The following is a 12,954-nucleotide window of genomic DNA, read 5'->3' as shown; positions in this document are numbered from 1 at the left end:
CGCTGATCGCCGGGGATCGGCTCCAGCGGCGCGGCCAGCCGTGACCCGACCCAGGCCGCCATCCGCACGCTCACCGCGTTGCCGACCAGCTTCCAGCGATGCCCCTTCCGCACACCGGGCACCTCGGTCGCGGGTGCGGTCCAGCCGGGATCGAATCCCTGCAGGCGTTCGGCGTCGGCGATGCCGGGCGTGACGATCTCGCCGGACGGCAGCCGCACCGCGGGCGGGCTCGCGATGCCGAGCGCCGATCCACCCTTCAGTGTGGGCACCGCGTTCACCGCCCAGCCCAGCCCGCGCACCCCCTCGGTCCAGTAGAACCCGCACGGATCGAGCGCGGGATCGCCGATCGTGCGCGGACCGGCGTCCTCGCCGAACAGCACCCGGCGCGGGTCTTCGGTGCGTGAGGCCAGCATCAGCACTCGTTGCCGCCGCTGCGGCAATCCGAACGCCCGCGCGTCCACCACCCGGTAAGCCCAGGTGTAACCGAGTTCGTCGAGCGCGCCGGTGATGTGCCGCATCGCCGCGCCACGGCCGAGCTGCAGCATGAACGGCACATTCTCGATCAGCAGCCAGCGCGGACCGCGTTTGCGGCGCACCAGCCGGAACACCTCCTCGACCAGACCCGACCGGGTGCCGGTGATGCCGGCGGTGCGTCCGGCCTGGGACAGGTCCTGGCACGGGAATCCCGCCGCGACCAGCTCTGTTCCCGCCGGGATGGCGCGCAGGCGGGTGATGTCGGAATGCAGTGGCACATCGGGGAAGCGGGCTGCGAGCACGCCTCGAGCGCCGGGCTCGATCTCGCACAGCAGTTCGGTGTGCCAGCCGTGTCTTCCGAGACCGAGCTCGAGTCCGCCGATTCCGGCGAACAGCCCGACCATCCGCGCGCCCGTCAACGACCTTCCCTTTCTCGCGTCCACACCGGCCGCCGCCCGCGCGTCCGGTGCCCGGAAGCAGGGTACTCGAGTCGTCCGAGGCGATCGACGAACAACGACGACCAACGTCGAGGGCACCTGGTACGGTCCGCGTGTCACGCAGTGCTATCGGTGCGGTTGTTTCCAATAATCACAGGACCGGTCGCGTGATGCCGTGATGATCGGTCGTTCCGCCTGCGCTCCAGTGCCATGGGCGCGGGCCGCCGCACGATCCTGGTGGCGCGCTCGCGCAGTGCTCTTGCTCGACGACGTTTCTCAAGCGACGCTAGGGAAAGTGAGCGAACATGCCGACTGCTTCCACCAAGAACGGGAATTTCCCCCCTGTCGTGGTCACCAGTCTCGCGGCGACCACGTCCATCGCCGGTGACGTGGACTCCACGTGGAAGGGTCTGCTCAATGGTGAGAGCGGCATCGATCTCCTGGACGACGGCTTCGTCCACCAGTTCGAGCTGCCGGTGCGGATCGGCGGTCATCTGAAGGTCACGCCCGCCATGTGCCTCGGCAAAGGCGAGACGCACGGGCTGGCTTATGTGGAGCAGATGGCCATCGCGCTCGCTCGTGAGGTCTGGCGCAACGCTGGGAGCCCGGAGGTGGACAAGAACCGTCTCGGCGTGTCCATCGGCACCGGTCTGGGCGGCGCCGAGGCGATCGTCGCCGCGCGGGACAAGCTGAACAACGGTGGCTACCGCAAGGTTTCGCCGTACTCCGTGCAGGCGGCGATGCCGAATGGGGCCGCGGCGTGCGTGGCGCTGGAGATCGGCGCGCGCGCCGGTGTGTCGACGACGGTATCGGCGTGCGCGTCGGGCTCGGAGGCCATCGCCAACGCCTGGAAGACGATCGTCATGGGGGAGGCCGACATGGTGGTCACCGGCGGGGTGGAGGGCTCGATCCAGGCCCTCGCGGTCGCGGCGTTCACGATGATGCGCGCCATGAGCACCCGCAACGAGGCACCCAAGCGCGCGTCGCGACCGTTCGACGCCGACCGCGACGGCTTTGTCTTCGGCGAGGCGGGCGCGTTGCTGGTGCTGGAGACCGAAGAGCACGCCAAGGCGCGCGGCGCGACCATCCACGCACGGCTGCTCGGCGCGGGAATCACCTCTGACGGCTTCCATCTCGTCGCACCCGATCCCGAGGGCTCCGGCGCGGCGCGCGCGATAACTCGGTCGCTACAGACAGCGGGTCTGACCCGAAACGACATCACGCACGTCAACGCGCACGCGACGGGCACGCCGGTGGGCGACACGGCGGAGGCGCGCGCGATCAACAAGGCCCTCGGCAACCACCCGTCGGTCTACGCGCCGAAATCCGCCCTCGGCCATTCCATCGGCGCGGTCGGCGCGCTCGAATCGGTGATCACCGTGCTGAGCCTGCGTGACGCGATCGTGCCGCCCACGCTGAACCTGGACCACCAGGACCCCGACGTGGATCTGGACGTCGTCTGCGGCCAATCCCGGCCCGGCCATATCGATTACGCCGTGAACAACTCCTTCGGCTTCGGCGGGCACAACGTCGCGCTCGCCTTCGGCCGATACTGACCGCGGGTGGCCGGGACACCTGCTAGCCTTCCCGACGCTTCGTTATCGACCTGTGTTCGGTGTCATTGCACGGCCTGAGCGCCTGTGCGTTGGAAAAGGATAAGGCGATGATCGACGAAACCTTCGACGACTATCTGGACGATCAGGGCAATATCAAAATCAGGGGGGACAAGACCCTGATCGACTTCGTCGACAAGCACTGCACGGAGAACGGCGACGACCTCGCCTACCGCTACATCGACTACTCCCGCGAACGCGACGGTGAATACCTCGAACTCACCTGGCGCCAATTCGGTGTGCGGCTTCGCGCGGTGGCGGCCCGGTTGCAGCAGGTGACGCGGCCGGGCGACCGGGTGGCGATTCTCGCTCCGCAAGGGCTCGACTACGTCGTCTCGCTTTTCGCCGCGGTGTACGCGGGCAACATCGCGGTTCCGCTGTTCGATCCGGAGGAGCAGGGCCACACCGACCGGCTGCACGCGGTACTGGGCGACTGCGCACCCGCCGTGATCCTCACCGTTGGTTCCGCGGCGGGCGGTGTGCGGAAATTCTTTCGTCATCTACCGGCGCCGGAGCGTCCGCGCATCATCGCGGTGGAGGCGATCCCGGACGGCGTCGGCGCGTCCTGGGTGCGGCCGGATATCAACATCGACAGCGTCGCCTACCTGCAGTACACCTCGGGATCGACCCGGACGCCCGCCGGCGTGGAGATCACCCACCGGGCTGTCGGCACGAACCTGTTGCAGATGATCGACGCCATCGGCGTGACCGAGCATTCGCGCGGAGTCACCTGGTTGCCGCTGTTCCACGACATGGGTCTGCTGTGCGTGATCCTGCCGACCATCGGCGGCGGGTTCATCACGATCATGTCGCCGAGCGCGTTCGTGCGCCGCCCCTATCGCTGGATCAAAGAACTGGCCGCGGCCTCCGACGGTGCCGGGACTTTCGCCGCTGCCCCCAACTTCGCGTTCGAGCACGCGGCGGCGCGCGGGAAGCCGAAGCCGGGCGAGAAATTGGATCTGTCCAACGTGATCGGGTTGATCAACGGCAGCGAGCCGGTGTCGGTTTCGTCGATGAAGAAGTTCAACGAGGCGTTCGCGCCGTACGGGCTGCCGGAGACGGCGATCAAACCGTGCTACGGCATGGCCGAGGCGACGCTGTTCGTGTCGGCGACCAAGGCCGAGGACAAGGCGAAGGCCGTCTACGTCGACCGCGCCGAGCTGAGCGCCGGGCGGATGGCCGAGGTAGCGCCGGATGCCGACAACGCCATACCCCAGGTGTCCTGCGGTTACGTCGCGCTGTCGCAGTGGGCGGCGATCGTGGATCCCGAGCACGGCACCGAGCGAGGTGACGGTGAGATCGGCGAGATCTGGTTGCACGGGGAGAACATGGGCACCGGATACTGGGGCCGCCCCGAGGAGACCGAGTCCGTCTTCCGCGCCAAGCTGGCGGCGCGGCTGCCGGAAGGCAGCCATGCGGAGGGCACGCCGCGAGACGCCAACTGGATGCGCACCGGCGATCTCGGCGCCTATCTCGACGGCGAGCTGTACATCACCGGCCGGGTGAAGGATCTGGTCATCGTGGACGGACGTAACCACTACCCGCAGGATCTGGAGTTCTCCGCCCAGGAATCGAGCCAGGCGTTGCGCCCCGGCTTCGTGGCGGCGTTCTCGGTCCCGGCCAACGAACTGCCCGCGCTGGTCTTCGAGCAGGACAGTCACTCCGGACTGACGTTCGACGCCGGGGACACCTCCGAGCAACTCGTGATCGTCGCCGAACGCAATACCGGCGCGGGCAAGCTGGAGCCCGAGCCGGTCGCCGACACCGTGCGCGCCGCGATCGCGCGACGCCACGGCGTCACGGTGCGCGACGTGCTGCTGGTGCCGGCAGGTTCGATTCCGCGCACGTCCAGCGGCAAAATCGCGCGCCGCGCATGCCGCGCGGCCTATCTGGAGGGCACGCTGCGTGGCGGCCACCAGCAGCAGGCGTTCCCGGACGCGCCGCAGGAGTGGGAGTCGGAGTCCGTGGTCGTCGCCTAGGAGGCGCGGCCGGCGGATGTCCGTCCGTGATCCGCGCCGTGCCGCCGACTAGATCCGGATTTCGGTGTGGTACTCGAATTCCCGGATGTCGGCGCCCACGATCTGGGCGGCGAAGTCGCTCGAGGGGCCCGTGCCGCGGAAGCGCTCCATCGCGGCGCGGGTCGCCCAGCGCTCGTAGACGTTGACTCGATCGGGCTCGATCAGGTCCGCGCCGAGATCGAAGTCCAGGCATCCTTCCGTGGCGCGCGCCAGCCGCACCACCTCGCGGCAGTTGCCGAGGTAGTGATCGCGATCGGTGACGCGCAGGTATCCAGCGACGATCAGCACGCTACCGAGTCTAGGTCCCCATGCCTTGACCTCGAGGTAACTCGAGGTTGTTGGCTCGGTGGATGAGCCACGTTCTTCCCCCGACTGCGTCATCCAGCGCGGATGCGAGGTTGCACGCAGGGGAACGGCCGGAAAATCGGTTGGCCGACGCAGGCTCCGATGCGACCCTGAGATGTCGGACCTCGATGCGAACATCACCGAGGGGCCCGTTCCGCGCCGCCAGTCATACACCACGAGGGGGAGTTTTGTCTGTCGCAGTGGACATTTCATCGGCCGAACCGGAGGCCGACAGAGCCGAGCGATCCGCCGCCGCGGGCCGCGGGCATTCGCTGCGGCGGTTCTGGCCGTACCTGCGCCCGCACGTCGGGATGCTGCTCGCCGCAAGTGGTCTCGCGCTGCTCGCGAGCCTGACGTCCATCGTGATTCCGCTGATGATCGCGCGGATCATCGACGGCCCGGTCGCGCATCGCGATCTCGCGGGCGCTATCGGTCCGGTGGCCGTGGTCTTGGTGCTCGGTCTGGCTGAGGCGGTCGGCGTGTGGGGCCGCCGCTGGCTGATCGCCGCGCCGGCAACGCGCTTCGAAATCACCCTGCGCGCCAAAATCTTCCGCCAATTGCAGGCGCTGTCGATCGGCAGGCACGACGCGTGGGAGTCGGGTCAGCTGCTGTCGCGTGCGGTGGATGACCTGTCCACCATGCGGCGTTTCGTATCCTTCGCGGGGCCGTTCCTGCTCGTCCACACCGTGATCATCCCGATCGGGCTCGTCACGCTGGTCGCGCTGAGCTGGCAGATCGGCCTGATCTTCGCGATTGTGTCGATCCCATTGGTGGTCATCTGCGTTCGCTTCGAGCGCCGGTACTCGGTGGCCTCGCGGCGTTCCCAGGATCAGGCCGGTGACCTGGCCACCACGGCCGAGGAGTCGGCGCAGGGCGTGCGGGTGCTGAAGGCGTTCGGCCGCGGCGTGTTCTTCGGCCGCCGGTTCACCGCCCAAGCGCGTGAGCTGCGGCAGACCGAGATGCTGAAAGTGCGATTGGACGCGACGCTGTGGTCGGGCATGGTGAGTCTGCCGCAGCTGGCCATCGCGTTCGCGCTCGGCTACGGCGGCTACGCGGTGGCGCACGGCACGATGACGCTCGGCACCCTGGTCGCGGGCATCACGCTGGCGACTTTCCTGCAGTGGCCGATCATCTGGACCGGCTTCCTGCTCGCCGAGCTGAACGACGCGCGCACCGCCGCCGACCGGTATTGGGAGATCATCGACACTCCGATCGATATCACCGACCCGGCCGAGCCGGTCGATCTGCCGGAGCGCGTCGTAGGCGAACTGCGTTTGGCGGGCGTCCGTTTCGCCTTTCCCGACGCGGAAAAGGCGGTGCTGGAGGGCATTTCGCTGAAGGTGCGTCCCGGTGAGACGGTGGCATTGGTCGGCGCGACAGGCAGCGGGAAGACGGCGCTGCTCAACCTGATCCCGCGCCTGTATGACGTGACCGGTGGCGCGATCACCGTCGACGGCATCGATATCGCGACGATGCGGGTCGCCGACCTGCGCTCGCTGGTATCGGTGGCGTTCGAGGACCCGGTGCTGTTCTCGGCGAGCGTGCGGGAGAACGTCGCGCTCGGCGATCCGTCCGCCACCGACGCCGATGTGCGCCGCGCACTGGAGGTCGCCCAGGCGACCGAATTCGTGGACAACCTGCCGTGGGGATTGGACACCAGGATCGGCGAACAGGGCCTGAGTCTGTCCGGCGGCCAGCGCCAGCGACTCGCGCTGGCCCGCGCGGTGCTCACCGGCGCGCGAAAGCGCAGCCGGATCATGGTGCTCGACGACCCGCTGTCCGCGCTGGATGTCGAGACCGAGGAGCGGGTGCAGGCGCGGCTGCGCACCGTGCTGGCCGATGCGACGACGCTGCTGGTCGCCCACCGTCCGTCCACGGCGGCGCTGGCCGATCGGGTGGCGGTGCTCGCCGACGGCCGGATCGTCGCCGAGGGAACCCACGACCAGCTGCTGCGGACCAGCAAGAGGTACCGAGAACTGATGGGAGGTGAGTAGCCATGAGCATCGAGACGATAGTTTCGGAAGACGGAGCACTACAGGATGATTCGGGCCGCAAGGACGAGGCGGCCGACTGGCGCGGTATCGCGAGCGAGGACAAGGAGGTCACCCAGACCGGAAACCTCGTGCTGGCCAGTCGGTCCCGGCGGCTGCTGCTCGACCTGGTCCGGCCCTACCGCAAGCTGGCCGCGCTCGCGCTGGTGCTCATCGTGGTGGACAACATCGCCATGGTGTCGGCGCCGCTGTTCGTCGCGCACGGTGTGGACGCAGGCATCGCGCGGGGCGTCGCAGGCGACTGGGCGCCGCTGGCCTGGTCCGTGGCCGGGTACCTCGGGTCGGTGCTGGTCGGCGTGCTCACCACCTTCTCCTTCCTGCGGGTGTCCGGCAGGCTCAGCCAGAGCGTGCTGTTCGACCTGCGGGTGCGCTCGTTCACGCATATGCAGCGCCTCAGCGTCGCCTTCCACGAGAAGTACACCTCGGGCAAGGTGGTCGCCCGGCTCACCGGCGATATCGAGACCCTGCAGGATCTGCTGGAGAGCGCGCTCAACCAGGCGCTCAGCGCGATTCTCTCGGTGTTGACCATCGCGGCGTTGCTGATCTACCTGGACCAGGTCCTCGCCGCGATCGTGCTGGCCGGTTTCGTCCCGCTGGCGCTGGTCACCCGCTGGGCGCAGCGCAGGCAGCGGGCGGGCTATCGCCGCACCCGTGGCGCGATCGCCAAGGTAGTGGTGCAGTTCGTCGAGTCGATGGGCGGCATGCGAGCGGTGCAGGCGTTCGGCCGCGAGCAGCGCAACGAGTCGGTGCTCGCGATCGAGGACGCCGAATTCCGCGCGGCGACCACGTCGGCCATGCGTGGCATGGGCGACTACGCCGGACTGACCAAACTGCTCGGCAACCTGACCACGGTGACCATCATCGTGGTCGGCGCGTGGCGGGTGATCGAGGGCGACCTCGCGGTCGGCGTGCTCGCGGCCTACCTGCTGTATCTCAACGAGTTCTACGGTCCGCTGGACGAACTCGCCCAGGTGTTCAATGCCTACCAGTCCGCCGCGGCGGCGCTGGAGAAGATCTCGGGCGTGCTGGAGGAGGAGCCTTCGGTGCCGGAGCCCGCGAAGCCGGTTGTGTTGGGGAAGGCTTCCGGCGCGGTGCGGATGGACCAGGTGTGGTTCGGGTACGGCGCGGATTCCCGACCGGTGCTGCCCGAGTTCACGCTGGACATTCCGGCCGGGCAGGTGATCGCGTTGGTGGGCGCGACCGGGGCGGGCAAGTCGACGCTGGCCAAGCTGCTGACGCGGTTCTACGACCCGTCCGGCGGCACGGTCACCCTGGACGGCGTCGACCTGCGCGATGTGTCCGACGCCGAGCTGCGGCGCAACATCGTGATGGTTACCCAGGAGTCCTACCTGTTCTCCGGCTCGGTGGCCGACAACATCCGGCTCGGCAGGCCCGAGGCCACCGACGCGGAGGTGTTCGCCGCGGCGCGTGCGGTCGGGCTGTACGACTTCGTGCGGGCGCTGCCCGAGGGCTTCGACACCGACGTGCGCAAACGCGGCGGCAGGCTCTCAGCAGGTCAGCGGCAGCTGGTCGCGTTCGCGCGGGTGTTCCTGGCCGATCCTGCCGTGATCGTGTTGGACGAGGCCACCTCGAGCCTGGACATCCCGAGCGAGCGGCTGGTACAGCGGGCGCTGGAGACCGTGCTGCGTGGCCGCACCGCGGTGATCATCGCGCACCGGTTGTCCACGGTCGCGATCGCGGACCGGGTGCTGGTGCTGGAATCGGGCCGGATCGTCGAGGACGGCGCACCAGCCGCGCTGATCGCGGGTACCGGCCGGTTCGCAGGCCTGCACGCCGCGTGGCAGGAGTCGCTGGTGTGATGCGCGAGGTATGCGGATGCGGGCTGAAATGTCGCTTACGGTAGATACGTGACAACCCAAGCCTCCGACCCCGAGAGCCGCGCCGAGAGCCCGCAGGAATCCCGGTGGCCGGCGATCCTCACCTGGCGCGCCCACGACGCGTCGCGGATGGAGTCGGTGCGGGTGACGCTCAACGGCAACCGCATCCGCGCCGCCGGGCGCATGATCGGCGGCGCGTGCGCGGAACATCCCGCGTTCAGCGCCTCATATGACCTGGTCACCGACGAGAACGGCGCGACGAAGCGGCTCTCGCTGCGTACCACCACGGCCGCCGGTGAGCGGCACGCCTCGATCGCACGCGACGAGGAGAACTACTGGCTCATCGACGCGGGCGGCAACCATGTCCGCTCCACCTTCGCCGGCGCGCTCGACGTGGACGTGGTGCTCAGCCCGTTCTTCAACACCCTGCCGATCCGTCGCTACGACCTCCAGCACGCGGTCGAGGACGTGCAGGTCCCAGTGGTCTACGTCCGCCTGCCCGACCTGCTCGTCCAGGAGGCCACGCTGATCTACAGCAGCGCGGCCGACGGCATCAGCGTGCTCTCCCCGGTCTCCAGCGCGACCGTCACGGTCGACCCCGACGGCTTCCTACTGGACTACCCGGGGTTGGCCGAGCGCATCTGACCGCGCCGGTCACGGGAGCTGGTCAGGACGCCGCGGCGCTCCCGCCCGGCACGCCGGTCCTCCAGCCGGTTGTGGTCGCCGGGATCGGGCAAGCACCTCGACCAAAGATGCTGCGCCCACCGTCGACCCTGGCCCAAACGACAGAATGTCGTTGTGCTCATTCACGGCAACCTTCCGTTCCGCGGGCAGATCATCTGGCTCACGCCTGATCAAGGTGGTCGCTTGTCCCATGTGACCGAAGTTCTCCACGCGACCCCTCGTGTGGTCGCCTGGCCGGACAGGGATCCGGCCGCGCCGGTCAAAGCCGGGTGATGACACCGCCGCGCATCCCGGCCGCGCGCAAGTCCTCCAGCCAGTTGGAGGCACCCGGCCGGACATCGGTGATCTCCCAGCGCCGCGCCGATTCGTAGCGTTGGCGCGCGTCGTGCCCCGCTTCGACCAGGTCCGCGAGGGATTGCTTCGCGCGTAGGCTGTCGCGCGCCGCGCCGAGAATTCGGAGTGTTTCGTCCAGGACTTCCAGCAGCGCGGTGGAATTCGGTTCGCAGATTGCCCGGACCAGGTCGGGGGCGGTGCCCGCGACCCGGGTTCCATCGCGGAAAGATCCGGCCGCGAGGCCCAGCGCGAGCTCGCCGCCAGCGGCGCCGGCCGTGGCCAACGCCTCGGCGAGTACATGCGGAAGGTGAGAGATGCGGGCCACGGCGCGATCGTGCTCCTCGGCCAGGACCGGGACGACCACCGCGCCGCAATCCAGGGCGAGCCGCACCACGCGGCTCCACGGTTCGGCATGCGTTCCCTCGTCTACGCCGACCGCCCACACGGCGTCGCGGAACAATCCCGGATCGGTGGCGGCCCACCCGGATTCGGCGGTGCCCGCCATCGGATGACCGCCGACGTACCGGTCGGTCAGACCGTGCGCCCGCACGGCCGCCGCGACCGGCGCCTTCACACTCACCACGTCGGTGAGCGTGCACCCTGGCGCGTAGGTGGCGATCGCGGAGAGCATGTGCTCCACCGCGGGCATCGGCACCGCGACCACGATCAGCGCGTCCGTCTCCGCGGCGCGTCGCAGCGTGGCGGTGAGGTTTTCGGTGACGTCGAATCCGTCTGCGCGCGCGGCCTGCGCACCCGCCGCGGAGCGGTTGTATCCCCAGCCGTCATAGCCCGCGGCGACGGCCGCGCGCAGCAACGACCCACCGATCAGGCCCGTCCCGAGGACACATACGGGTGCGTTCTTCGCCGAAGTCACCGGAACAGATTGGCATACGACTTCAACATTTCAGCTCGAGCCGACTACCGTTGCGGCCATGGCAGCACAGCGCTCGGGCACGAACAGGGCGGCGTCGGAAGATTACGACGACGTGGAAGGGTTCGCAGTGGCGGTTGTCCGCGAGGAAGGCAAGTGGCGATGCAGCCCGCTGAGCCGGGACGCGCTCACCGATTTGTCCGCCGCGGAAAACGAACTCAAGGCTTTGCGCAGCTCCGGTGCGGTATTCGGGCTGCTCGACATCGACGACGAGTTCTTCATCGTGCTACGGCCCGCGCCGAGCGGCACCCGGATGCTGGTGTCGGACGCGACGGCCGCGATCGACTACGACATCGCCGCCGACGTCCTGGAGGCGTTGAACGTCGACATCCCCGATATCGACCCGGACGAGCTCGACGACGTCGAGCCGTGGGAGGAGGGCGACCTCGGTGTGCTCGCCGATCTCGGCCTGCCCGAACCGGTGCTGAGTGTCATCCTCGCCGAGACCGACCTCTACCCGGACGAGCAACTCGGCATGATCGCCCAGCGGCTCGGCTTCGCGGGTGAATTCTCCGCGGTGCTGGACAAACTGCCCCGCTGACGTGGGAGTTCTCCCGGACGACCCGATTCCCTCTGACGCGGACATGATGCGCGTCGCCCTCGACGCCGCGGCCGCAGCAGGGGAGCGGGACGTCCCGGTCGGCGCGGTCGTCTTCGATTCCGCCGGAAGGGAACTCGCCCGCGCGGCCAATGCCAGGGAAGCGCTCGGTGATCCAACGGCGCATGCGGAGATTCTGGCGCTGCGCCGCGCGGCCGCCGTCCACGGCGACGGGTGGCGGCTGGAGGGCGCCACCCTCGCCGTCACGCTGGAACCGTGCACCATGTGCGCGGGCGCGCTGGTGCTCGCCCGGATCGGCCGGTTGATCTTCGGTGCCTGGGAGCCGAAGACCGGCGCGGTCGGCTCGCTGTGGGACGTGGTGCGGGACCGTCGGCTCAATCATCGACCGGAGGTGCGCGGAGGCGTGCTCGAGGCCGAGTGCGCGGCGCTGCTCGACGAGTTCTTCCGTGCCCAGCGCTGAGCCCGGCGTTATCGCAGCTCACCTCGCGATTTAGCGATCCGGGGACGGTCCGGTATGGTTGTCGGCGGTGGCGTGTCCGAGCGGCCTAAGGAGCACGCCTCGAAAGCGTGTGAGGGGTAACCCCCCTCCGAGGGTTCAAATCCCTCCGCCACCGCTTCACTCGTAGCCGGCCCATGCCCATGGAGAGCATGGGCCGGGCTCGTTTCGCCATATCTGTGGGGGTGCAACCCCCACACCCCGCCCGGAGGGCTTCGCCCCCGGACCCCCGGCCCATCGTTGACCCCCGGCCATCGTTGGGCCTCCGCTTATCGCCGGGCCTTCGCTCATCGCCGGGCGTCCGTTTGTCGCCGGGCGTCCGTTTGTCGCCGGGCGTCCGTTTGTCGCCGGGCGTCCGTTTGTCGCCGGGCGTCCGCCCATCGCCGGACCCCCGCCCATCGCCGGGCCCCCGCCCATCGGCGGGCCTTCGCCCATCGCCGGGCGTCCGCTCATCGCCGGGCCTTCACTTATCGCCGGGCCCCGCTCATCGCCGGGCCTTCGCCCATCGTTGGGCATTCGCTCATCACCGGACCCCCGCGCATTGTTGGGCCCCCGCTCGTCGCCCGACCCTCGCATATTGTTGGGCCTCCGCCCAACGTCGGGCTGAATAGAGTTCGAATAACCTCCCGTTAGGGTTCTTTCTGCCTCTCACCTGTTCACACTGGTGAGAGGGTTGCTCTGCCGGACGAGGTGCTGTCAGCCGAAGGAGGTCATGGGGTGACCGGACTCGACCATCACTACTGGATGCGGCGGGCCATTGGGCTCGCGCGTCTGTGCCCGGTGGTGGAGGGCGCGTTCTCGGTGGGTGCGGTGATCGTCGCCGATGGCGCGGAGATCTCGGCCGGATACTCCCGTGAGACCGATCCGAAGGAGCACGCCGAGGAGGCGGCGCTGAACAAGCTCGACGCCGATGACCGCCGATTGGCGCGGGCCACGCTCTACAGCACGCTGGAGCCGTGCTCGGAGCGCGGCACCAAGACCCGTCTGCCGTGCACCGACCGGATACTGCGGGCCGGTATCCCGGTGGTGGTGATCGCGTGGCGGGAGCCGTCGACGTTCGTCGCGAATTGCGTCGGCGTGGAAAAGCTCCAGCAGGCAGGCGTCACGGTGCTCGAGCTGCCCGAGTTGGCGCAAGCGGCGATGTCGATGAACCGGCACCTCGACCTGTCCTGACG

The 12,954-nt window shown here is 68.9% G+C and carries 11 protein-coding genes and 1 tRNA gene; 9 read left to right on the top strand and 3 right to left on the bottom strand.

The window, feature by feature from the left end; translation table 11 throughout:
• Positions 1-878 (bottom strand): DNA cytosine methyltransferase (locus NA4_RS17945; protein WP_174552961.1); only part of this gene is annotated, 878 nt, incomplete at its 3' end.
• 338 nt (positions 879-1,216) lie between these two features.
• Here NA4_RS17945 and NA4_RS17940 point away from each other — a divergent pair.
• Both NA4_RS17940 and fadD32 read left to right on the top strand, forming a co-directional pair.
• A complete protein-coding gene (locus NA4_RS17940; protein ID WP_067470909.1) occupies positions 1,217-2,467 on the top strand; it encodes a KasA/KasB family beta-ketoacyl-ACP synthase in 1,251 nt (416 codons plus the stop codon).
• A gap of 107 nt (positions 2,468-2,574) precedes the next feature.
• Positions 2,575-4,503 (top strand): long-chain-fatty-acid--AMP ligase FadD32, encoded by a 1,929-nt coding sequence (gene fadD32 / locus NA4_RS17935; RefSeq protein WP_373862800.1) that lies wholly within the window; start codon positions 2,575-2,577, stop codon positions 4,501-4,503.
• A gap of 48 nt (positions 4,504-4,551) precedes the next feature.
• Here fadD32 and NA4_RS17930 read toward each other — a convergent pair whose 3' ends face one another.
• Positions 4,552-4,830 (bottom strand): putative quinol monooxygenase, encoded by a 279-nt coding sequence (locus NA4_RS17930; protein ID WP_067470907.1) that lies wholly within the window; start codon positions 4,828-4,830, stop codon positions 4,552-4,554.
• A gap of 185 nt (positions 4,831-5,015) precedes the next feature.
• On the opposite strand from NA4_RS17930, the gene NA4_RS17925 reads away from it, so the two are divergent.
• From NA4_RS17925 to NA4_RS17915, 3 genes are read left to right on the top strand one after another with little or no spacing between them, the layout of a single operon-like run.
• Positions 5,016-6,881 carry an ABC transporter ATP-binding protein gene (locus NA4_RS17925; RefSeq protein ID WP_084497196.1) on the top strand — a complete coding sequence of 622 codons (1,866 nt, stop codon included), beginning with the start codon at positions 5,016-5,018 and terminating at the stop codon, positions 6,879-6,881.
• A gap of 2 nt (positions 6,882-6,883) precedes the next feature.
• On the top strand, positions 6,884-8,758 hold the full coding sequence (locus NA4_RS17920) for an ABC transporter ATP-binding protein (protein ID WP_067470902.1): 1,875 nt from the start codon (positions 6,884-6,886) through the stop codon (positions 8,756-8,758).
• A gap of 48 nt (positions 8,759-8,806) precedes the next feature.
• Positions 8,807-9,421, top strand: a complete 615-nt coding sequence (locus NA4_RS17915) for a putative glycolipid-binding domain-containing protein (RefSeq protein WP_084497195.1) — start codon at positions 8,807-8,809, stop codon at positions 9,419-9,421.
• 298 nt (positions 9,422-9,719) lie between these two features.
• Here NA4_RS17915 and NA4_RS17910 read toward each other — a convergent pair whose 3' ends face one another.
• A complete protein-coding gene (locus tag NA4_RS17910) occupies positions 9,720-10,667 on the bottom strand; it encodes a prephenate dehydrogenase (protein WP_067470900.1) in 948 nt (315 codons plus the stop codon).
• A gap of 58 nt (positions 10,668-10,725) precedes the next feature.
• Between NA4_RS17910 and NA4_RS17905 the strand changes: the two genes are divergently transcribed.
• The 4 genes from NA4_RS17905 to NA4_RS17890 all read left to right on the top strand — a co-directional run bounded on the left by NA4_RS17905 (position 10,726) and on the right by NA4_RS17890 (position 12,952).
• Positions 10,726-11,265: a tRNA adenosine deaminase-associated protein gene (locus NA4_RS17905; RefSeq protein WP_067470898.1), complete on the top strand. Its 540-nt coding sequence runs from the start codon at positions 10,726-10,728 to the stop codon at positions 11,263-11,265.
• Positions 11,266-11,308: 43 nt separating this feature from the next.
• Entirely contained in the window at positions 11,309-11,743 is a 435-nt protein-coding gene (locus NA4_RS17900) for a nucleoside deaminase (protein ID WP_067470896.1), read from the top strand.
• Positions 11,744-11,809: 66 nt separating this feature from the next.
• Positions 11,810-11,897, top strand: a tRNA-Ser gene (locus NA4_RS17895).
• A 599-nt stretch (positions 11,898-12,496) separates the two neighbouring features.
• Positions 12,497-12,952, top strand: coding sequence for a deaminase (locus NA4_RS17890; protein WP_169811062.1), 456 nt, complete (start codon positions 12,497-12,499; stop codon positions 12,950-12,952).
• The last annotated feature ends 2 nt before the right edge of the window (positions 12,953-12,954 follow it).

Origin of the sequence: Nocardia amamiensis NBRC 102102, assembly GCF_001612745.1 — a bacterium.
Classification (GTDB): domain Bacteria; phylum Actinomycetota; class Actinomycetes; order Mycobacteriales; family Mycobacteriaceae; genus Nocardia; species Nocardia amamiensis.
This window is presented reverse-complemented; position numbering and strand designations above follow the sequence as displayed.

Coding starts and splice junctions, on each gene's coding strand:
- NA4_RS17905 (WP_067470898.1), top strand. CDS start 10,726: ATGGCAGCACAGCGCTCGGGCACGAACAGGGCGGCGTCGGAAGATTAC.
- NA4_RS17925 (WP_084497196.1), top strand. CDS start 5,016: ATGCGAACATCACCGAGGGGCCCGTTCCGCGCCGCCAGTCATACACCA.
- NA4_RS17900 (WP_067470896.1), top strand. CDS start 11,309: ATGATGCGCGTCGCCCTCGACGCCGCGGCCGCAGCAGGGGAGCGGGAC.
- NA4_RS17920 (WP_067470902.1), top strand. CDS start 6,884: ATGAGCATCGAGACGATAGTTTCGGAAGACGGAGCACTACAGGATGAT.
- NA4_RS17940 (WP_067470909.1), top strand. CDS start 1,217: ATGCCGACTGCTTCCACCAAGAACGGGAATTTCCCCCCTGTCGTGGTC.
- fadD32 (WP_373862800.1), top strand. CDS start 2,575: ATGATCGACGAAACCTTCGACGACTATCTGGACGATCAGGGCAATATC.